This window comes from Brachyspira alvinipulli ATCC 51933 (genome assembly GCF_000518245.1).
Taxonomy (GTDB): Bacteria; Spirochaetota; Brachyspiria; order Brachyspirales; family Brachyspiraceae; genus Brachyspira; species Brachyspira alvinipulli.
The window spans coordinates 103596-125180 of record NZ_KI912403.1; the positions used below are offsets into that span (position 1 = coordinate 103596).

General features: G+C 27.1%; 17 protein-coding genes and 1 tRNA gene. 10 read left to right on the plus strand and 8 right to left on the minus strand.

Going from position 1 to position 21585, the window contains the following annotated elements; translation table 11 throughout:
* Positions 1 to 5: 5 nt before the first annotated feature.
* The 4 genes from fliQ to T324_RS18480 form a co-directional block, all read right to left on the minus strand.
* On the minus strand, positions 6 to 275 hold the full coding sequence (gene fliQ, locus T324_RS0107910; RefSeq protein WP_028329747.1) for a flagellar biosynthesis protein FliQ: 270 nt from the start codon (positions 273 to 275) through the stop codon (positions 6 to 8).
* A gap of 47 nt (positions 276 to 322) precedes the next feature.
* Positions 323 to 1111 (minus strand): flagellar type III secretion system pore protein FliP, encoded by a 789-nt coding sequence (gene fliP, locus T324_RS0107915; RefSeq protein ID WP_028329748.1) that lies wholly within the window; start codon positions 1109 to 1111, stop codon positions 323 to 325.
* Between the two features lie 197 nt (positions 1112 to 1308).
* On the minus strand, positions 1309 to 1524 hold the full coding sequence (locus T324_RS18475) for a GNAT family N-acetyltransferase (RefSeq protein WP_245580664.1): 216 nt from the start codon (positions 1522 to 1524) through the stop codon (positions 1309 to 1311).
* A 16-nt stretch (positions 1525 to 1540) separates the two neighbouring features.
* Complete coding sequence (locus tag T324_RS18480) at positions 1541 to 1795, minus strand: hypothetical protein (RefSeq protein ID WP_245580665.1); 255 nt, start codon at positions 1793 to 1795, stop codon at positions 1541 to 1543.
* Positions 1796 to 1993: 198 nt separating this feature from the next.
* Between T324_RS18480 and T324_RS0107925 the strand changes: the two genes are divergently transcribed.
* From T324_RS0107925 to T324_RS0107940, 4 genes are all read left to right on the plus strand, one after another.
* Positions 1994 to 2713: an META domain-containing protein gene (locus T324_RS0107925; protein ID WP_028329749.1), complete on the plus strand. Its 720-nt coding sequence runs from the start codon at positions 1994 to 1996 to the stop codon at positions 2711 to 2713.
* 124 nt (positions 2714 to 2837) lie between these two features.
* Positions 2838 to 4220, plus strand: coding sequence for an META domain-containing protein (locus T324_RS0107930; protein ID WP_028329750.1), 1383 nt, complete (start codon positions 2838 to 2840; stop codon positions 4218 to 4220).
* Positions 4221 to 4459: 239 nt separating this feature from the next.
* Positions 4460 to 6859: a penicillin-binding protein 1A gene (locus T324_RS0107935; protein ID WP_028329751.1), complete on the plus strand. Its 2400-nt coding sequence runs from the start codon at positions 4460 to 4462 to the stop codon at positions 6857 to 6859.
* 13 nt (positions 6860 to 6872) lie between these two features.
* Positions 6873 to 8741 (plus strand): TraB/GumN family protein, encoded by a 1869-nt coding sequence (locus tag T324_RS0107940; RefSeq protein ID WP_028329752.1) that lies wholly within the window; start codon positions 6873 to 6875, stop codon positions 8739 to 8741.
* Positions 8742 to 8818: 77 nt separating this feature from the next.
* Here T324_RS0107940 and T324_RS0107945 read toward each other — a convergent pair whose 3' ends face one another.
* Positions 8819 to 10573 (minus strand): TrkH family potassium uptake protein, encoded by a 1755-nt coding sequence (locus tag T324_RS0107945; protein ID WP_028329753.1) that lies wholly within the window; start codon positions 10571 to 10573, stop codon positions 8819 to 8821.
* A 183-nt stretch (positions 10574 to 10756) separates the two neighbouring features.
* Here T324_RS0107945 and T324_RS0107950 point away from each other — a divergent pair, with 183 nt between their 5' ends.
* Genes T324_RS0107950 through nagA form a run of 4 tightly spaced genes read left to right on the plus strand, consistent with a single transcriptional unit; the run spans position 10757 to position 17907 of the window.
* Positions 10757 to 12346, plus strand: coding sequence for a hypothetical protein (locus T324_RS0107950; RefSeq protein WP_028329754.1), 1590 nt, complete (start codon positions 10757 to 10759; stop codon positions 12344 to 12346).
* Positions 12347 to 12374: 28 nt separating this feature from the next.
* On the plus strand, positions 12375 to 15128 hold the full coding sequence (locus T324_RS0107955) for a hypothetical protein (RefSeq protein ID WP_028329755.1): 2754 nt from the start codon (positions 12375 to 12377) through the stop codon (positions 15126 to 15128).
* A 23-nt stretch (positions 15129 to 15151) separates the two neighbouring features.
* The gene (locus tag T324_RS0107960; RefSeq protein ID WP_028329756.1) at positions 15152 to 15925 is read left to right on the plus strand and encodes a sugar phosphate isomerase family; all 774 of its coding nucleotides are present in this window, start codon (positions 15152 to 15154) and stop codon (positions 15923 to 15925) included.
* A 20-nt stretch (positions 15926 to 15945) separates the two neighbouring features.
* Positions 15946 to 17907, plus strand: a complete 1962-nt coding sequence (gene nagA, locus T324_RS0107965; RefSeq protein ID WP_028329757.1) for an N-acetylglucosamine-6-phosphate deacetylase — start codon at positions 15946 to 15948, stop codon at positions 17905 to 17907.
* A 58-nt stretch (positions 17908 to 17965) separates the two neighbouring features.
* Here nagA and T324_RS17020 read toward each other — a convergent pair whose 3' ends face one another.
* Positions 17966 to 19174, minus strand: a complete 1209-nt coding sequence (locus T324_RS17020) for a diaminopropionate ammonia-lyase (RefSeq protein WP_038375141.1) — start codon at positions 19172 to 19174, stop codon at positions 17966 to 17968.
* A 147-nt stretch (positions 19175 to 19321) separates the two neighbouring features.
* Between T324_RS17020 and T324_RS0107975 the strand changes: the two genes are divergently transcribed.
* Positions 19322 to 19407: transfer RNA gene (locus tag T324_RS0107975), tRNA-Ser, on the plus strand.
* 14 nt (positions 19408 to 19421) lie between these two features.
* Positions 19422 to 20120 carry a FliO/MopB family protein gene (locus T324_RS0107980; RefSeq protein ID WP_028329758.1) on the plus strand — a complete coding sequence of 233 codons (699 nt, stop codon included), beginning with the start codon at positions 19422 to 19424 and terminating at the stop codon, positions 20118 to 20120.
* Positions 20121 to 20179: 59 nt separating this feature from the next.
* On the opposite strand, the gene T324_RS0107985 is transcribed toward T324_RS0107980, so the two are convergent.
* A complete protein-coding gene (locus T324_RS0107985; protein WP_028329759.1) occupies positions 20180 to 20926 on the minus strand; it encodes an early set domain-containing protein in 747 nt (248 codons plus the stop codon).
* A gap of 11 nt (positions 20927 to 20937) precedes the next feature.
* Positions 20938 to 21390: a flagellar export chaperone FliS gene (gene fliS / locus T324_RS0107990; RefSeq protein WP_028329760.1), complete on the minus strand. Its 453-nt coding sequence runs from the start codon at positions 21388 to 21390 to the stop codon at positions 20938 to 20940.
* Positions 21391 to 21585 lie beyond the last annotated feature (195 nt).

Genomic DNA, 21585 nt, shown 5'->3' on the forward strand with positions numbered 1-21585 from the left:
TATAATTATCTTGCTATAGTTGGCAATATACTAAATAATCTTACCGTAAATGCACTAGTATAATTAAGCATCCAAGAAGCCAATACATATATTACAGCAAGCATCGCTATCATTTTTGGAACAAAAGTTAATGTTTGTTCCTGAATACTTGTAGTAGCCTGAAGTATTGATATTATCAAACCTACTATTATTGATATTCCTAAAACAGGAGCAGAAAGCAGCATAAACACCCATAAAGTTTCCTGAACCAAAACTATAATCGAAGTATCACTCATAATATTTCCTTACAATATATTACCCATATAAAATTGCCAAATAATTTTTATCTAAAACTTTGTACTATTTGAAGTATCAAAAGTTTCCATCCATCAACTGCCACAAACAATATTATTTTAAGCGGCAAAGATATCATAATAGGCGGAAGCATTATCATACCCATAGCCATAAGAACAGAAGCAACAACCAAGTCTATAACAATAAATGGGATAAACAAATATATACCCATCTTAAATGCTATAGTAAGTTCATTTATAATAAATGCAGGTATGACGACTATTGTTGGAATTCTGTTCAAATCATCAACTGTTTGAATCTCTCTTAGTCTTATATCAGTATTACTTATACTTAAAAATAAATCCAAACTCTTCATACCATTCTCACCTCTTAAAGAGTTGAACATAAACATTCTTATAGGCTGTATTCCTCTACTATATAATTCATTAACACCTATAGATCCATTTAAATAAGGCTGAAGTGCTTCATTATTTACCTGCGTCAAAGTGGGCATCATTATAAAAAATGTTAGAAATAAAGATAACCCCATTATTAATGCCCTTGGAGGAGTCTCCTGTAACGACAATGCTCTTTGTACAAAACTTAATACTATCGATACTCTTATAAAACTTGTTGTCATTATTATAATAGATGGAGACAACGACAATATAGTCAAAAGAAATAATATCTGAAGTCCTAAACTCACCTGCTGAGGAGTCTGTGCCTGAGCCACATTTAAACCTATAGTTGGTATCGGTATCTGAGTATTATCTTGAGCATAAGCTACTACAGGCATAAGTAAACATAATACCAAAAATACCGTAATAAACTTTCGCATTTGAGAACTCCAATCTTATAATTTTTTTCTAATCTTTTTTCTTCTAAAAACGATAATCCTTATAACTGGAAATAAAGTTAACATATTATCATAAAATAGTCAAGTATTATGTTAACTAATTTATATTCCAAATATCAAAATTAACATCCTTTACAGTAACAATACAGTATACAAAAATTTTTTATACAGCATTTATTTCAAATAAACAAAGCCATCATATAACAATTATAATAAACTCCATCTATACAAAAAAAATCTTTTAACTCACCTTCTGTTACAAATCCGATATTTTTATACAGTTTAATTGCTCTTTCGTTATCAGTTCTAACAGTTAATTCTATTTTTTTTATAGAATTCTTTTTACAATAGTCCGCAGCATTAAGAATTAATTTCTTAGCAATACCTCTTCCCAATATTTTTTTAATACGCTTATGCCAAGATTACTCTAACCTTATCAATACCTCTTAAATTACATATTGCCGCTATTTGAGTATCAATTTCATACAAAAACATCTTTGTAGTTATGCTTTTTTGTATACTTTGTAAAAATTCCTCCTCTTTTTTTACATCTAACTCTCTTTCATCAGATCCTGATAGCATAAAATTGGTTTCATCAGATACTTTTATTATATATTCTATTACTTTTTCAGCATCTTCTATATGAGCCTCTCTTATGTTATCCATAAACTTAAACCTGCAATATAAATTATCGGATTTTATTATGTAAACTGTAATATGATAACTTATTTTTTCTTTTTTGCAAATAATTTTTTTCATATTTTTTTAATATTAATACACACGTAATAAATTTTATATTTTACCATTAAACTTCTTAACTAGTTTATTATAAAAATAAATATTATTCAGGATAACATTTGATAGATGATAAAAAAATTACTATTGATTAACATTATTTTTTTATTTATTACTTCTATAATGTATGCAAATAACGGACATAAAGAACACTATATAGATATACTAGATAAAAAAATATATGTTTTAGATAATCTATTCAAAAATGAAAACATAACTATTATATTTGAAAAAAACACAATAAGCGGAAAAAGCACCGTAAATAAATATAATGCATCTTTTTCTTTAAATGACAAAGATATACAAATAAAAAATGTTTCAACTACTAAAATGGCTGGTCCTGATAATTTAATGAAAATAGAAAATGAATATTTAAATATGCTGTCAAATGCTAAAAATATTGATATCAAAGGAAATATTTTAAGTATAAAAACAAAAGACCATAAAGAATTAATATTTAGGGAGAAAATTGATTTATCAATACATTATTTAAATGGCAAAGAATTTACATTAAAAAATGCATTTAATGATTCAAATATAACTATTTGTTTTACTAAAAATCATATATATGGTTATAATAATAGTAATAGATATTATTCTTCATACACAATAAATGATGACAAAATATCTATTAAAGATTTAAAAATAGAAAACGGTAATGAAAATATTGAAGAGGATAAATATATAAACTTATTTAATGATGTATACAAAATAAATTTGGAGGGTGATAATCTAATTTTAATTACTAGGGATAAAAAGAAAAGGTTAATTTATAAAATGAAATTTTGATGTTTAATTAAGAAAGCAATTATTCATTATTATCAGACTCCTAACACTATTATTGATGGGCTTGTGATTTAATCATAAGCCCATTGTTTATAATACAACATATTTAAATAGGAAAGGAAATAAAATGAAAAAAACACTATTATTAATTCTATCTACACTAACATTTTTTATATCATGCTCTACGGCAAAAACACAGACCCAGAATAATATTTTTGAAGCTATTAACGGCAAAGGATACTATTTGGTAAGCAATCCAAAAATACAAATTAATTTTGAAAATGGGAATGTATACGGACATTCAGGCGTGAACAGATATTTTACAACATTTATAGTCACTAATAACAATATAGTTATAGGAACTAATATAGGATCAACTTTAATGGCAGGTCCTGAAGAAGATATGAAAAATGAACAAACTTTTTTAAATGATTTAGTAACAATTGATTCTGTATCTATTAATAATGGAGAAATAATTATGAAAACATCAGAAAATAAAGAATTGGTATTTAAAGAAAAAGATATAACTTATGCTGATCTATACGGCAGAGAATTTATACTTGAAAATAAGTATACAAACATTGGAATAACAATAGGTTTTGATACCAACAGTATTTATGGATTTTCCGGTGTTAATAGATATTTTGGAGGATACACTCTTACCAATGGAAATACTATAACAATAGGAACATTGGGATCAACAATGATGGCAGGTCCTGAGGAAAATATGAATGCTGAAAGAGATTTTACAGCATTGCTTTCTGAAGCATCCAATATAACATTATCTATAACAAATTTAGAGATAACAACAAAATCCGGAGAAAAATTGATATTTAAAGATAATTCTATTTCTGACAATAAACTGCTTGGAAAAAGTTTTATACTTCATAATTTTTACAAATACCCAAATGTACAGATAACTAAGTCTTTTTATGGTACAAATAATAATGTTAATGGATTTTCAGGAGTTAACACATATAGAAGCTCTTATACTAATATAAACGGATGCGAAGTTAAATTTAATGGTTTGGCAATGACTAGAATGGCTGGTCCTGAAGAAAATATGAGAGCTGAAGCTGAATTTGCTAATTATATAGAAAATGCAAAATATATGTATCTTAAAGGAAAAGAATTACACATAATAGCTAATGACTCCACAATATTAAAATTTATAGAAAATTATTTTGATGTTAATGAGCATGCAGGAAAAAAATTCAAATTATCAAATATGTTTGAAGGTACGGAAATAACTTTATCTATAACTAATAATTCATTTGTAGGAAAATCAGGAGTTAATAATTACAGTATACCGTTTGAAATAAAAGATAATAAATTAATAATAAGTAAAAAAGGAATATCAACATTAATGGCAGGTCCTGAAGAAGATATGAAAGCTGAAGATAAGTATATGGAACTTCTTAATAAAGCTAATTACATATCTTATAATAAAAATACTTTATGTATAAAAACGTCAGATAATGAGGTATTACTTTTTAATTTAGTAGATTAATATATTTTACAGTTTTTGCTATACTATGTTATATATAGTATAGCTACAAACGTCATTTGTTGCACTCTTAAGATATATATACAAACCCATTACTTTCACTCTATGAAATATCCTAATTTCATAGAGTGTTTTTGTATATAGAGGAATTCAAACATTCACAAAAATAAAAAAAATATATTGATTAATTAAATGATTGTTTGTATAATATAAAAAAATATATAGTATATAGGATAAATAAATTGAAATTTTTAAAAACAATCTCAGAAAAATACAATAAAATAAATATAGAACAATTCAAAAAATTTTATATAATAGTAATAGCTGTAATATTTGTAATCAATACATTTGTATTGGCATTTCTAGTATCAGATATTATAATTCAGCCTGATGTACAAGCTGTTGAATTATACAAACCAACAATACCTACAAAAATATATGATATAAAAGGTGAAGTTATATCTGAATTTTTCACAGAACAAAGATCTTTAGTAGAATATAAAGATTTGCCTCCTCATCTAATAGAAGCAATAATATCTATGGAAGATAATAATTTCATGAAACATTTTGGAATTGATATTATTGGTATATTTAGAGGAACTTTAGGTAATATGATTACAGGCAGAAGAGTTAGGGGGGCAAGTACATTAACTCAGCAGGTAGCAAGAAATATAGTATTGAAATCAAGTGAAAGAACTATAATGAGAAAATTAAAAGAAATATGGGTTACTTTTCAGATAGAAAAAAGACTTACAAAAGAAGAAATAGTAACTTTATATTTTAACCAAATATATTTCGGGCATTCTGTTTATGGGGTACAGGCAGCAAGCAGATTTTACTTCAATAAAGATGTTCAAAATTTAGATTTGGCAGAATGTGCTATGCTTGCTACACTTCCGCCAGCACCTAATGCCTATTCTCCTATAAATAACCCTAATATATCAATAGCTAGACATAAAGTTGTACTTAATAGAATGGCTGATTTAAAATTTATAAGCAGAGATGAAGCTCAAGAAGCTCATAAAGAATTTTGGGAAACATACACTGGAAAGATAGGAAGAAGAGGATCAACTGCATACAGTGCATCAATAGATAGAGCACCTTATGTAACTGAATATGTAAGAAGACAGCTTGTAGATATATACGGAGAAAAAGCATTAAAAGAAGACGGACTTAAAATATACACCACTATAGATATAGATAAACAGGAAGCAGCACAAAAATTATTAACTGAAGCATTAGAAGAATATAATAACAAATATGAAGGCGGATCTATGGATGTAATAAAGATCTATGATAGAGCAACCATAGATAAAGTGGAAATGCTTTCTATATTATTTAATTTGCCAGAAGACAGTGCATATAATAAATTTAATATTGCTGTAAGAGATATATTGAATAAACATACTACCCCTCCTTTAGCATTATTCTCAGATATATTCGGTATGGAAGAAGTTAATGATATAACTATGGATGTTATGAGAGCTGATGAAGCAGAACTTTCAAGACAAATAGAAGGAGCATTAGTAGCAATAGATCCTAGAAACGGATATATAGTTTCTATGGTAGGAGGTTCCGGATTTACAGCAAGGAATCAGTTTAACAGAGCAACTCAAGCTAGAAGACAGGCTGGAAGCTCATTTAAGCCTTTTGTATATGCAGCATCTATGGATGTTACTAATTATAGCCCATCAACTATAGTAAGCGATGCACCTATTGGATTTGTTCCTGAAGAAGGAGAAGAAGGAGATGTTTGGATACCTAAAAACTATTCCGGAAATTTTAAAGGAGATGTTACTTTAAGATATGCATTATCAGCATCATTAAATATAGCAACAGTAAATGTTTTAAATTATGTTGGTATTACAAATGCCATACGATATATAGAACCAATATTCAAGGCGGAACCAGATTCTGAAAAATCTAAAAGAATGTTTAACCCTGATTTGACATTAGGGCTTGGTACTGGATTATTTACTCCTCTTGAACTTACAACAGGTTTTGCTGAATTTGCCAATGAAGGAAAAGAAGTTGAACCTATACTTGTAAGATATGTTACTGACAGATACGGAATAGTTATTGATAATTTTGAAGATGAATTAAAAAAGAAAATAACATTAAGAGGCGGCCCGAAACAAGTTATTAGTAAAGAAGTTGCCTATATGATAAGCGATATATTAACAGGAGTTTTAAGAGGTGGTACAGCCACAAGTGCAATGTATGAGGCAAAATTTACTAGAATGGGTGCTGGAAAAACTGGAACATCAAATGATTGGAAAGATGCTTGGTTCGTAGGATATACTCCAGAACTTACAACTGGTATATGGATTGGTTTTGACTCATTCAAATATTCTTTAGGTAATAATCAAGTTGGAGGAAGAGTTGCAGCTCCTATATGGGGTAAATATATGGTGGAAGCATTAAAAGAAGTTAAGCCTACTTGGTATAAAAGACCCGAAAATGTTATAAATGTGAGAGTATGTGCTATTAGCGGAAAACTTCCTGGACCATCATGTTATTCATTTACAACTGATTTATTTATTAAAGGAAAAATACCTTCTGAAACTTGTGAAGTATGTTCTCATTATTTACAAGATTCAACCGATCTTGATAATATAATAGACTCATTCCTTAACTATTAAAGGAATTAAAATAATGAATAAACCAATAGCGGTGGATATAAATTCAAATATTTTAAGATATAAAAATATATTAGCTATTCCATCAATACATTCAAGAGTATATTTTTCTATGGCTGTAAGGGAAGCTTTTGAGAAGTTTAAACCGGATATTATAGCAGTTGAGCATCCTGCTAATTTTACAGATTCATTGCGTGAAGCTGTAAGCAGACTGCCTCTTATAAGTCTAATTATAAGAGAAATCAATAATGAAGCTGTTTATATTCCAATAGATCCATGCGATTCAATAATAGAAGCTGTAAGACTTGCAATAGATGAAGAAATCCCTTTTTTTCCTATTGATAAAGATATTACATCTATTAATTCCAATTCTCACTATCTTATGCCTGATGATTATATTATGAAAAATATTGGGCTTGAAAAATTTTATACAGAAGTAAAATCAAAATACATATTCCATAAAGATTATACCGATGAAGAAAGAGAGATTTATATGGCTAGAAACCTACATGAACTCTCAAAAAAATACAATAAAATTCTTTTAGTTATAGGTATGTCTCATTGGGAGAATATGGTTTCTATTTTGAAAAAATTAGATGAAAATAAAGAAATTAAAGAATATATAAATAATAATGATGAAGAATATGCAGACCCTAAAATATATAATGTACATAAAGAATCACTAAACAAAATGCTTGGAGAATTTCCATTTACAACCTATATGTATGAATTATACAGAAACGGCGAATTAGAAAATTTTGATAAAGTGCATATTATAGAAACAATATTTAAAGAAGCAAAATTAAGATACAAACTTCCTATATCAATGCTGCAGCAAAAAAATATGATGAAATATCTAAGGAATTTATGCCTAATTGACAATTATATAATACCAGATTATATAGATATGCTCACAGCAGCTAAATGCATGATAAATAATGATTATGCTTTGGAAGTAATGGAAGGCATGGAATATTATCCCCATTATATAGAGGAAGATGAAAACTATCCTACCATTAAATTAAACAGAGATCCAAGCACCAATGGTATGGAAGGATTATTAAAAGATAAAAAAATTAAACTTCATCAATATGATAATGTATGGAGAACATCTTTTAAAAAAGTCCATGTAACTACACGCCCAAGTGAAAAATATGAAGGTGAATGGGAAGATGTTTGGAATAAAAGAACAAATTTACTTTCTCATATACCTGAAGATATACTTATGGAAAAGCATATGAATATCTTAAGAGATAAAATAAGAAATATGCTTACAGAAGATAAAGCAAAAATTGAACCTTTCACAGTAAGCATAAAAGATGGTATTGATATGCGTGAAACTATAAGAAATTATTATAAAAATGAAATATATGTCAAAGAGATACCTAAAATTAAAGGCAATATAGGCCACATGGTAGTTATTTTTGATGATTCCCATGATGAAGAATATGATTGGAATATAGTATGGTATAGTGAAGCACATGATGACAGCGATTTAATATTATATTCAACAGAACCTGGAAATACGCTTGTAGGACCTGGAATATCAAAATGCTATTTTGGAGGATATGCTTCTTTAATGCCTCCTCAGGCTCCGCATGATGTTTGGAGAATATATCCTCAATTAAAAAGAGAAGGAACCGTTAGAAACTATGCTGACTTACTCTTATATACAGCTATAATATATTCTGTTGATAAGTATTTAGGTTATGTTGCTCCTACTCCTCCTTCATCTATATTGAAAGAATTTGCAAAACAAAACTCTGTTGAAATAGTTTATGTTCCTCTAACAACATTTTCAAGCGAAACTTTAAGAAAATTAAGACATTTTCATGTACTTGGTAATAAAAGACTTAGAAAAATTGCTGATGATTATATAATATAATATTTTATTTGATAAAAAACAAATTTATATATTAAAAAATAAAGTATACTTATACTAATCAAAATTATCTAATATTATTAACCTATAGTAACTTCGCTCGTAGGTAAATCTATTATTCCATATTTGCCTTGATCTATAGAACCTACACTCATAAATAATGTAAGATATCCAACACGTCCTATAAACATTAAAACTATAAGTATTAATTTACTCCATATAGTAACCGTAGGCGTTATTCCAAGAGAAAGTCCTACAGTACTTATAGCAGATACAGCTTCAAACAATATAGGAAGCATACTTGGAGATTTTTCTATATAAAACATTATAAATGAAGCTAATACAGAAATAGATATTGCAAGAGTAACTATGGCAACAGATTTATTAACAGTATTATCTTTTATTTTTCTTCCATTAACAACAATATACGGTCTATTAAAAACAGCTGTAATAACTGAGAAGAAGAATACGAATAATGTAGTAGTCTTTACTCCTCCTCCTGTACTGTTAGGAGAAGCCCCTACAAACATTAAAAATATTACAACACCTATAGTAACACTGCTCATAGAATTATAAGCTATTGTTTCAAAACCGGCTGTTCTAGGACTTACACTTTGAAATAATGAAACTAATATCTTTTCTTTCAATGTTAAATCCTTTAATGCATTTGAATATTCATTAAAAAATATAAATACACTTCCAACAATAATAAGCAAAACACTTGTATATATAACTATTCTAGCCTGAACATCGAATACATATCTTTTACCTTTTATTTTATTTATAAAAGCTCTTGATATAGTAAGCATTACAGGATAACCTATACCGCCTAATGTTATAAGAAGCATAACAGTTACATTAACTGTAATATTTCCATAATATCCATGAAGATTATCAGTATAAAGTGAAAATCCTGCATTACAGAATGCACTTATAGAATGGAATATCGAAGAAAATATACGCATTGATAATTTAGAATCAGTATCCATTACTGTAAATAAAGAAACTGCCCCTAAAAGTTCTATAATAAATGTGGATAAAAAAATGACTTTTACAGTGGATTGTATAATATCTTTATTTTGAGTATTAAACATTTCCAAAGTTCTAACTCTATCCTGTACACTTCCCTTATTAACAGAAAATAATAGTACGATAGCAGAAATGGACATAATACCGAGCCCGCCTATTTGTATAAGCGTTATCAAAACTATTTGTCCGAATAAAGTAAACTCTTTAGATATATCTATAACACTAAGCCCTGTAACACATACAGCACTTGTAGCTGTAAATAAAGCATCAACAAAAGGCAGTCTCCCGCTTACTGTACTTAAAGGCAAATACAAAAGCAAACTTCCTAATGTTATTACAAATATAAATGAAGCTATAATCATTTGATATAATGTAAATTTAGAATATGACAATCTAAGCCAATTTATAACTATAATAAGGAAGAAAAGTACCGATCCTGCTATTGTCCATATTACCCTATTAGAATATAAATCATAATATTTTTTACTGAAAAAATTAAGCAGCAATAATCCAATTATTTGTATGATTGGAACTATTATATATAACCTTCTTGGTGCTATCCTTATTTGATCTATAAGAATAAGCACAAAACATACAGTAATTACATTGATTATCTTATCATAATTGTATATATAAAAATTGTATATACTTATTTGTCTTACCTGCATAAGTAAAACAAATATTGCAAATATTGATCCTGTTATAGCAACTAAATTTGATATCCTTCTAAGTAATTCATCTATAGATTGTATAATTGATTTATTAGGATTATTTTTTGTGTTATCTTTATTAAAAATATTTTTCATAATTAATCTTACCCCTAGTATCTTAATATTTTAATATAAATTAGAGTATATGTAAATATATAATTTTATTTTTATAAATATATGTTATTATTTATTAATAAAGCAAAAATATTTTTTATTACTGTATTTTTTAATATTTCCGTTAATAATAATAAGGATTATAATATATGGCGGGTACTTTATATGGCAGTAAAAAAAACAAAAAAAGATGATAAAAAGTCTAAAATAACTTCAAAAACGGATGATACTAAAATGGGAAGAATATCATACAAGGAATTATCTGAAGAATTAAAATTAAAATTAAAGCAATCTGAAGAAAAAATAGCTGAACTCAATCAAAAATATAAAAAAGTAGTAGATATACAAAAGAAAAAAATAGAAGATAAATATAAAAAAATAATAGAAGATTTAGAATCAAAAAAATCTATCCCTGCTAAAACATCATCTGCTTCTAATAATGCTGAAATTAATAAACTTCAAAAAAGATTAGAAAAACTAGAAAAAACTAATCAAAAATTAGAAGAAGAAAAGAGAAAAATAGAATTAAAAAATGAAGAGTTAAAACAAAAGGCAAAAGAAGCATTAAAATCAAAAGCTGAAACTGCATCAAAAACTGTAAAAACAGATAAAGAATCATTAAAAGAAATTAAAGCATTAAAACAGCAATTACTTGAATCAGAACAAGAGAAAAAAGAATTAAAAGCGAAATTAAAAGAAGCTGTAACAGATTTAAAAAATGCTAAGAAAAATACAAATAAATTATCAAAAGAAGATAAAGAACAATATAAAGAAAATCTAAAAATATTAAAACAAATAGAAAAAGAATCTAAAGCATTAGATAGAAAAAGAGAACTTATAAAAAAAGAAGAAGAAAAGTTAAAAGAAATAAGAGGAGATATAAAAAGTTCAGCTAAAGATATAGCATCAACAATGAAAAAAAGCCATGTTTCTGATGACTATGAAGATGATGAATTATCCTCAAAAGAAAGCGGAAATTTATTATCAAATATGGATTCTTCAACAGAAGAAGGAATAACAAAATTAGCTACCCTCTTATGTGCTGCTATGGACGATTACAGAGAACAAAAAGAGAAAGAGAGAGAAGAATTAGAAAAAGCTAATGAAGAAATAGAACCTGAAGTAAGACCTATAATATCAGAGGGAGAAGATAGATTAAATAAAGCATCAGAACAATTAGAAAATCTTGTTGAAAACAGATTAGAAGATTCTGACAGTACAAAAGATGAAAATTTGGGCAAAAGACCTTTTACTATTATTGATAAAATAGAAAACAGCCGTGTAGAAATCAATGAAGGATATGCTCCTCCTGCAGGCGGACAAACTATAGTAGCAGCTCCTCAGGATGCTCAAGCAGCTCAAACAGCACCTACACAGCAGCCTAACATAACAGTAAAAGTAGAGGCTCCTAAAGAAAGTGCAAAATTAGCTAAACCGGAAACTCAATTAAAACCAGCAAGCGAAACTCCTACTATGAGAATGAAATTGTTGGATGACATAGATGATTATGAAAAAAAATTAGTTATTACTTACGGTTTTGACAATATGCCTGAAAATACTTATTACTCTAAATATAAAAAGATATTAAGAAATGCTGCTAGAATAAGTTTATTCGGTAATTTACAAGAAGGTTTAGAAATGTTTAAACTTATAAGAGATCAAAATATACCGGATGAATATAAACAGATGATAGATAAAAATATACAAGATATTACTTATTATTTAAGAGGCTTGCATAGAGTTAGAATGGAATAAAAATTATTTTAAGAAGCAAATAAGTATAATGAAAAGTTTTATAAAAATACTATACCTATTAATGATAATATCTATTTTATCATGTTCTCAGAAAAAAGTAAAAGATATAGAAATTGAAGCTGTTTATGATAAAAAAGATAATTCATATACAATTTTATATCCTGAATATAATAAAGAGTACCCTAAATTTATAAAACTTAAATATGGTAAAGCTGTAAAAATAGATAATGGAATGTCTCTTACATACAATATTGATACAGATAATATACCAATAAAATTAAATATAGAAACAGAAGAAAATAATGTAACAAAAAGATTATCAATAGAAAATCCATTAGTTAATAGAAATATAAATCTTACATTATATGCTACAAACTTTAATCCTCCTTTAGAGAAAAATAAAATAAGAGAATTATCTATAAGCCTAGAAACAATAGGAGATGTAGATACAAAAGATACTGTAAAGGTGGCAATCTCAGAATATACTGAAAAAAATAAAGTTAGAGAAAATATATCATTAATATTTCCTGAAAGCGGACATACAGCAAAAAGTAATCCTCCTTTCATAATGATTAATAAAAAATCTCCATTAGTAAGAGTATCTGTATCAAAAGAACCATCTTTTACAACAAGATATGAATATACTCTAAGAAACAACACTTTTTTCTCTATGACAAATGAATTAGAAAACGGTAAATGGTATATTGCTTTTGATGAAAATGGAGACACAAATTTAAGAAGAATATTTAGTTTCTTTATAAATAATTCTAGCACAAAAATAACACCTATAACTAATAAAACATTTAATATACCAAGACCTTTTGTATTTATAGATCAGCAAACATTAAACGTATTAAATGTATTAAACAGTTCAGAAAGACTTCAGCCATCAACCTTATTAAGGAATTTAAATGCCTTCAAATTATATACAAAAGAAAATATGGGCAAATGGTCTATAAATAATATATCATATACTAATAATGGAGATACTAATCAATTACATTTTGAAAATTTGCCTTCTCACAGCATGCTTATGTCTTTAAAAGCAGCATTTGAACCTAATAATAATTTATTAAAATATGAAATAAAACAAATGATAAGAGACATAATTGATTTAGATGAAGCAAATATAGAAAATTACAGTCATATTGAAGCAGTTAATATACTTGCCAACTCTTTGCTCATGCCTTTTGATGTAATGTATGATGATTTTTCCCCAGAAGAAATAGTACTTATGAAACAAAAATTTATAAAGTATGGAGAAACTTTATATAATTACATAATAGAAAATCCTTCAGAATACAGATCAAAAAACAATATTAAATATATTACAACATTGGGATTGATAGCAATTAATATGCTTAATGAAAATGTTAATCAGGAACAAATATTAAATTGGCATTATTTCTCAATGCACTATGCAAACGGAATGATATTTTCTATGTTTGATAAAGACGGAAGTTTTAAATCTTCTATAAGCGAAGCATTTGATACTATACTTCCAATTATGACTTATGCTTTATCTTTAAGAAATGTAGGAATATTTGATGCATTTAGTTTGGAATCATTTGCAAATATAGGAAAATATTTATCAATAGTTGGATACCCTTCAGGATACACTTTGTCTATAGGATACACTGCAATAGATAACAGAAGCAAATTAAGATTTGATACAGGTGCTAGAAATGCTGTCATGGAATTATTAAGTAAAATTTATATGAATCCATTATATAAAAATTATGCTGTATTTGCTCAAAGCGAAGCCGTTAATCTAAAATACTTGCCTTATGTTATAATGTGGAATAATTATGAGTTTAGAGATAATGTACCTTCTAATCCGGTTTTCCAATATGAAACATATTTCTTTAATAAAATACAAACAGCAATTTATAATGAAAATATAAAGGCTTTAAATGAACCTTATCTTGCAGTATATGCTAAGGGAATAAATACTCATCCTTCTTTCGGACTAAATCATAATGATAGAATGAGTTTTGTTTATTATAATTACGGTGATTTTATTATAGATGAACTTGGATATAATTTTGATACAAACGAATATAATGAATTTGCAAATGCTGACTTTCATAACAATATATCTATAGATGATTATAAAATAGAAGAAAATACAGGAAGTTATTCATATATTGCAAACACAACAAATTATTACAAAATGTTTTATGTACATTCTAAAGCAGATCAAAAATATATATATCCTGTAACATTAAAAAATTATGATAGAAGATTTTACTATCTAAAACCTAATATTTTAGTAATAAAAGAAGATATAGAAGCTTTGCCTGATATAACTAAAGAATATCATATTCACGGATATAAATACAAATGGAATATAAACTCAAAACTTCCAATTTCATTTGATAATGAAAACAATCAATTTATAATCGATGGTAATTATTCATATACGTATATAAATGTTATATCAAAAGATGAGATATATTATAATATAATTCAAACAAATATAGGACAAGTTACTTTATACAGTGCGGAAGTTACAACAAAAGAAAATATCAAAAAATTTGAACCTTGGGTTATAATCAGCACTATGCCTAAAAATAATGTTCCTCCTGCTATGAGAAGAAATATTATAAATACTAATATATCCGTTAATAATTTCACAAGCACTAATTTAAATTTCACATCAGGATATAAACAATACTACATCAATATATACAATGATTATAATTTTGAAAACGATACTAATAAAACAGATAATATAGTATATACAGAAAATAGGGAAAATGTTATAATAAGTTCAGATTAATGTTATCTTAAGGACTTATTATAATGAATATATATATTGCAGATTCATATAAAGATTATACATCATTTACAGCTAAGCATATTCTTCATTTCTTAGAAAAAAAGCAGGAAATGAAAGAAAAATTATATATATCTGTTTCAAGTGAATATGATACAAAAGACATATATAAAGCCATAATAGAAAATATTAAAAATTATAAAATAAACTTTAAAAACATATTCATATTTCAGCAATCAGAATATATAGGCTTATCTCAAAATAATATTAACAGCAAGGCATATTTTTTAAGAGAAAATTTACTTTCTAAAGTTGATATACCAGAAGAAAATATATTTTTATTTGACGGAAGTAAGGATGAATCTCAAATGCAGAAACAAAATGAGATTATAAATAAAATAGGAAGATTCGATGTTATATGGTACTCGCTCACTGCTGACTCTACTTCTGCGGGTAATGAAAGAATGTCATCATTATCATCACTATTTAGGATAAAAACATTAAGCGAACATACAATAAGTGAAATAAAAAGCAGATTTGAAAGTAATAATGAGGAAGTACCAACAACTGTATTCAGCATGGGAATGGGATTTATAAACATAGTTGATACCGTTTTATTAACATCATCTGGAATAGAAAAATCTTGTTCATTGAGAGATTGTTTAGAAAGAGGTATAAGCAATTCATCACCTTTAAGCAAATTACAAAAACACAGCGATGTTACAGTAATAGCAGATTATGAATCTTCTTTAAGACTATCAAGTCAAACAGTATTTATGAAAATAGAAAAGAATATATAAAATATAGGAGGAGAATATACATGAGAATAATTATTACAAATGAAAGCGTTTATGAATGGGCAGCATATTATACAGTAAAATGCATACTAGATTATTCAGATAATAAACCATTTGTATTGTCTTTTCCTTTAAGACATGTCAATAAAACATATTATCAAAAATTACTTTCATTTTATAATGATAATATAGTATCATTTAAAAATATACATATAGTATCATCCGGGGAATATATAGATTCAAATATATCTCAAAAATATTTAGAGGATAATTTCTTAAAATATATAGATATACCAAAAGAAAATATACATCTATTTGACAGCAAAGTTTCAAATAGAAAACAAGAAGCTAAGAGGATGGCTAATACAATAAAGGAATTAGGAAATATTACATTACTAATAGATACATTAGCCGAAGATGGAAGTTTTCTTCTTAATACTCCAAGTTCATCATTGGAAGGAAGTGTAAGAGATAAAAAGATAAGCGAAATTATAAGAAGCTATGAATCTAGAAAATTTAATATGCCTATAGAGATGTTTCCAAGAGAAGGATTTACATTAGGTTTTGAAGAGGCTTTCAACGCTAAATATGTTCTTGTCATGGCTAATGGTTATGACGTATCGGATGCTTTAGCCCATTGTGTAGAAGGTGCAATAAGTCAATTCTACCCTACTTCAGCACTTCAGGAACATAAAAAACTTATAATAGTAGCTGATGAAGAATCAAGCAGCGATTTAAAAGTAAAAACTTATAAATATGCTAAGAGTTTGGAAAGCAAAAGTCTTCATCCTAAAGAACTTATCAAAGGTCTTTATAAATCTTATTATGCACTTACAAATATTAGAATATTTGACGGTGAAAAGTTTATAGACGGACACTGTATCGTAATAGAAAATAATGTTATTAAAAGTGTAGAAAAAGAAATAGATGTGGATGCTGTTATTACAAGAATAGATTTGGGAGGAAAAATAGTAGCTCCGGGATATATCGATTTGCAGGTTAATGGTATAGGAGGTTATGATATTAATGCTTCACCTACAGTTGAAACATTAAAAAATATGAATGAAGTATGCCAAAGATACGGATGTACTTCATATTTGCCTACTATTATTACAAATGGCGATGAATATATGTTAAAAATCATAGATTTATTTAATAATATAGAAGATTTATCTATAATAGGAGTTCTTGGAATACATTTTGAAGGTCCTTATATATCACATGAAAAAAGAGGTATTCATAATGAGAAATTCATAAGAGAACCAAATATGGAAATGATTGAAAAAATAAATGCCTCTAAATGTGTAATGGTTACAGTTGCACCTGAAATGGTTGATGGAAAAGTTATAGAAGCTTTTGCTATGGGCGGAAAAATCGTATCTGTTGGTCATACTAATGGAACATATAATGAAATAAAAGAAAAAATACCTTATGGAATAACTTTCGCTACTCATTTATTTAATGCTATGCGTCCTTGGGGTTCAAGAGAACCTGGTGCTGTTGGTGCTGTACTTGAAACAAAAGATATGTATGCAGGACTAATATGCGATGGAGTACATTGTGATTTTGCATCTGTAGAACTTGCATACAAATTAAAAACAGGTCATATATGTATAGTAACTGATGCTATAGCTCCTGCTGCTGCTCCTGAGATAAAAGAATATATTTGGGCTGGAAAGAAAATACATAGAGACGGCAACAGACTTATAGATGATAATGGTACTTTAGGAGGTTCATCTATAACTATGAGTCAGTCTGTTAGAAATGTAGTTAATGAAGTTGGTGCTGCAGTAGAAGAGGCTTTAAAAATGGCTTCACTCTACCCTGCTCAAGTTATGGGCATAGATGATAAATACGGTAGAATCAAAGAAGGCTACATTGCTGATTTAGTTATACTAGATGAAAAGTTAGTAGTAAAAGGTGTTGTATTCAAAGGTAATTACAAAGAATATGATTATGACCATGAATGGGTAACCCATGCTTAATTTTTTAAATTAAAAATAACAAAGGCTTTACTTGATCAACAGGTAAAGCTTTTATTTATTAATCAAAATAATTCATTGATTTTTTGCCATACCATAATATATCTTCATACATTTTTCTATCAGTATCACCTTCCGTACTTATAAATAAAAGTATAGAATCTTCTGTAATATTCATCTCTTTTCTAATAGATTCAAAATTTTTATTTACACATATACAATAGGCAATACCTAAACAAACAGCACCGGATTCTCCAGATATAATTCTAGCATCATTTTTTATAGGATTTCCTAATATACGCATGCCTAAAGCAGAATATTCATCCGGACATGTTATATAATAGTCTACTATATCTTTTAATACATTATATGCAAAAATATTAGGCTCCCCTACTGAAAGACCTGCCATAATAGTATTTAAATCTCCGCCTACAGTTGAAAAACAATTATTAACAGCAGATTTCATATAACATCCTGCAGTATCTGCTTCAATAATAGTCATATGAGGCTTATTATCTTTAAATAAATTAGTGTAATATGCCATTATTCCAAGTGCAAAAGTTCCAGCACCTGCCTGCAGTATAATATGTGTAGGCTTAATATCCAGCATCTTATTTTTTATCTCTTCTGCTATTGCTGTATATCCTTGAGATATATAATTGGCAGTGTCTATATAACCATCCCAAGCCTGATCTTGAATATGATACCAGCCCATTTCCTTTGATTTTTCTATGACTAATTTTAATGTGTCATCATAATTATATTCGCTTACAATAACATCTGCTCCTAAATCTCTTATAGCATTAATACGTGATTTTGATGTTTGTTTAGGAACATAGATAATGCATTTACATCCCAACAACTTAGCTGTATATGCCAAACCTCTGCCATGATTTCCATCTGTAACAGAAGAAAAAACAATATCTTTTATTTTATCTTGAACATTTGCATTCAAAAAATAATTAAAACTTATATCTTTTATAGATACGCCTAATATTTTGCAAAGAACCTTAGAAACTCCGTAAATAACGCCTACAGCTTTAAAAGAATTTAATCCCATTCTATATGATTCATCTTTAACAAAAACTTTTTTTACTTTCATCTTTTTAGCTAAATTTTTAAGCTCTACTAATGGGGTTTCATTATATTCTTTTACAGTTTTTAAATAATTCAAAGATTCTGATGCAATTTCTAAATTAAATAAATCACAGTCTGTTTTTCCAATGCAATTAGAATTAAAAAAACAGCATCCTAATATTTCTTTTTTCATATTTAATCCTCACAGATTCTATTATATTCATTTTATTTTGATTGTAAATACAAAAAATATCTTTATTCACAAAAAATTAAATATGAACTTGACTAAAAATCATATTTATGTTATCATAATTGAACTATTTGAAAAAATATATAATGTGGAGAGATGCCCGAGAGGCCGAAGGGAGCAGTTTGCTAAACTGTCGTAGGTAACCCCTACCGCGGGTTCGAATCCCGCTCTCTCCGTATTCGGTTTATATATGATAAAAAAACTTTTTCTTATATCTTTAATTATTTTCAATATAGCTTTTAGCCAAGAAACTAATAATACAGAATTAACTAATCAAACAGATAATACAGAAAATATCACTAATGAAGAAAATACAGCAACTAATTTCTTTAATGCTACATTAGATAATACAAATAATGTGCAAGAACCTGCTATACTTCAAGATATAAGAAATATTGAAAATAGAGCCCAAATAAGTAATGGCTGGATGTTTTTTAAGGCTATTATAGGCTTTATTATTACATTAGTGGGCATATATTTGGTATTTATGTATTTAAAAAATAAATCAAGAAAAGTATCTGGTTCAAGTGAGATTATAAATGTACTTGCTACTACTCCGGTTGCAACTAACAGATATATATCAATAATAGAAATTGTTGATGATATGTATTTAGTTTCTATATCAGATCATAATATTAATTTACTTTCAAAAATAGAAGATAAAGAAACTAAAGATCAAATAAAAATGATGTATATTAATTCTAAAAATAATATAGTAGATGATAGCTTCAAAAATATTTTAAATCAAACATTATCAGTATTTAAGCAGCCTAAAATGAAAGAAAAAGATCCATTGAAAACAACTTCAGAAATTAGAGAAAGACTGCATGAATTAAATAATCCAAACAACAGTAATAATAACAATAATAAAGAAAATGACAATCAATAAAAATAAAAAAGAGATACTTTTATTAAGTATCTCTTTTTTGTGGTTATATGTTTATTTTATTAATATTTTACTCTATTAGTTTGATTATAATTTATCATAGTATATGAGTGAAGTCTGCCATCATTTCCTTTATAAACATTCATATTAAGCGGGTCAACTTCCCATATTCTATCTACAACAAAGTTATAATAATAATTTCCCTCTTCAGCTCTCAAAGTAATAACCCATAAATTATTTGAATATGTCATAGGGTATCTTAAGCTATCAAATCCTAATTTATCAGAAGTGAACATTACCTCTTTAGCTGTATTATTGCTGTAAAAGAAAGTAACTGTACCATCAGAATTATATATAGGATTTTTCTCATAAAAACCAATATCATTAGTAAGTACAAAATAACTTACAGCCTGATTATTATTATCATATTCAACATTCAAATTTAATGGATCATTAATCCATACTCCATTAACTCTGTATCTATATGAATATTTTCCAGACTTTAGAGGAGCTTGCCATAAATAGTAAAAAACTCCATAAGAACTTTTAATCAAAGGTATACTGTCTTCCCAATTATTAAAATCACCAGAAACTTCTACTGAATCATAATTTTCAGCAAATGTAAATAATACACCGTCATCTACTACACGAGGAGGCATTACATCTTGTATATTATAATAATTAAGAATTTCTAAGCTATTCATTCTAGCTTCATATTGTTCTATAGTTTCATAATCTTTATCTCTACATGATACAAGAGCAATAAAAGAAACTGCAAAAAATAATATTAATTTACTCATCTTTCTCATTTTATAATCATTTAACCTGTTATATTTAATTTGCTTTCTGTATTAGAAGAATCGTCATCTTTTTTGGCAGCTGATGAAACATTGCCTTTGCTTAGCTGTTCTTCTACACCTTCCCAAGCTGTTTTAAGCTCTTTAAGATATCTTATAACTTCTAATAAAGGCGGTTTTGTTTTAGATATATTACCTTCTGTAAGTTTCTGATTCATATATGTGTATATGGATGCTAATCTATCAGCTATTTCTCCAGCTTCATAATTTAATGAAGATAAAAGCTCATATATTATTTCTTGCGCTTTTAATATATTATTATGAGCCTCTTCTACTCCATGCTTTTTATCCATAGCAGCACAAGCTGTTTCTAAAAATTTAATAGCACCGTCATACAGCATAATAATAAGTTTATTTTGTGAGGCTGTGCTTACATCAACCTTTTTATACTTTTCGTAACCATTGCTAATAGCCAATTGAAACCCCCAAATATAATATTATGTTAATATATAAATATTATCGGAAAATGATAAAAACAATAAAACATTTTTTGTAATCACTATAACTATATTATACATCATATAAAATAAAAAAATAGTATAATAATACTAAAATTTTTTATAAATTTCATATATAATCAATATCATAGTATATTATATATAATAAACAAA

Excerpts from the sequence above, each read along its gene's own strand:
- fliP (WP_028329748.1), bottom strand. The coding sequence starts at position 1,111 with ATGCGAAAGTTTATTACGGTATTTTTGGTATTATGTTTACTTATGCCT.
- nagA (WP_028329757.1), top strand. The coding sequence starts at position 15,946 with ATGAGAATAATTATTACAAATGAAAGCGTTTATGAATGGGCAGCATAT.
- T324_RS18480 (WP_245580665.1), bottom strand. The coding sequence starts at position 1,795 with ATGGATAACATAAGAGAGGCTCATATAGAAGATGCTGAAAAAGTAATA.
- T324_RS0107945 (WP_028329753.1), bottom strand. The coding sequence starts at position 10,573 with ATGAAAAATATTTTTAATAAAGATAACACAAAAAATAATCCTAATAAA.
- T324_RS0107950 (WP_028329754.1), top strand. The coding sequence starts at position 10,757 with ATGGCAGTAAAAAAAACAAAAAAAGATGATAAAAAGTCTAAAATAACT.
- T324_RS0107955 (WP_028329755.1), top strand. The coding sequence starts at position 12,375 with ATGAAAAGTTTTATAAAAATACTATACCTATTAATGATAATATCTATT.
- T324_RS0107960 (WP_028329756.1), top strand. The coding sequence starts at position 15,152 with ATGAATATATATATTGCAGATTCATATAAAGATTATACATCATTTACA.
- T324_RS0107930 (WP_028329750.1), top strand. The coding sequence starts at position 2,838 with ATGAAAAAAACACTATTATTAATTCTATCTACACTAACATTTTTTATA.
- fliQ (WP_028329747.1), bottom strand. The coding sequence starts at position 275 with ATGAGTGATACTTCGATTATAGTTTTGGTTCAGGAAACTTTATGGGTG.
- T324_RS0107925 (WP_028329749.1), top strand. The coding sequence starts at position 1,994 with ATGATAAAAAAATTACTATTGATTAACATTATTTTTTTATTTATTACT.
- T324_RS0107985 (WP_028329759.1), bottom strand. The coding sequence starts at position 20,926 with ATGAGAAAGATGAGTAAATTAATATTATTTTTTGCAGTTTCTTTTATT.
- T324_RS17020 (WP_038375141.1), bottom strand. The coding sequence starts at position 19,174 with ATGAAAAAAGAAATATTAGGATGCTGTTTTTTTAATTCTAATTGCATT.
- T324_RS0107940 (WP_028329752.1), top strand. The coding sequence starts at position 6,873 with ATGAATAAACCAATAGCGGTGGATATAAATTCAAATATTTTAAGATAT.
- T324_RS0107980 (WP_028329758.1), top strand. The coding sequence starts at position 19,422 with ATGATAAAAAAACTTTTTCTTATATCTTTAATTATTTTCAATATAGCT.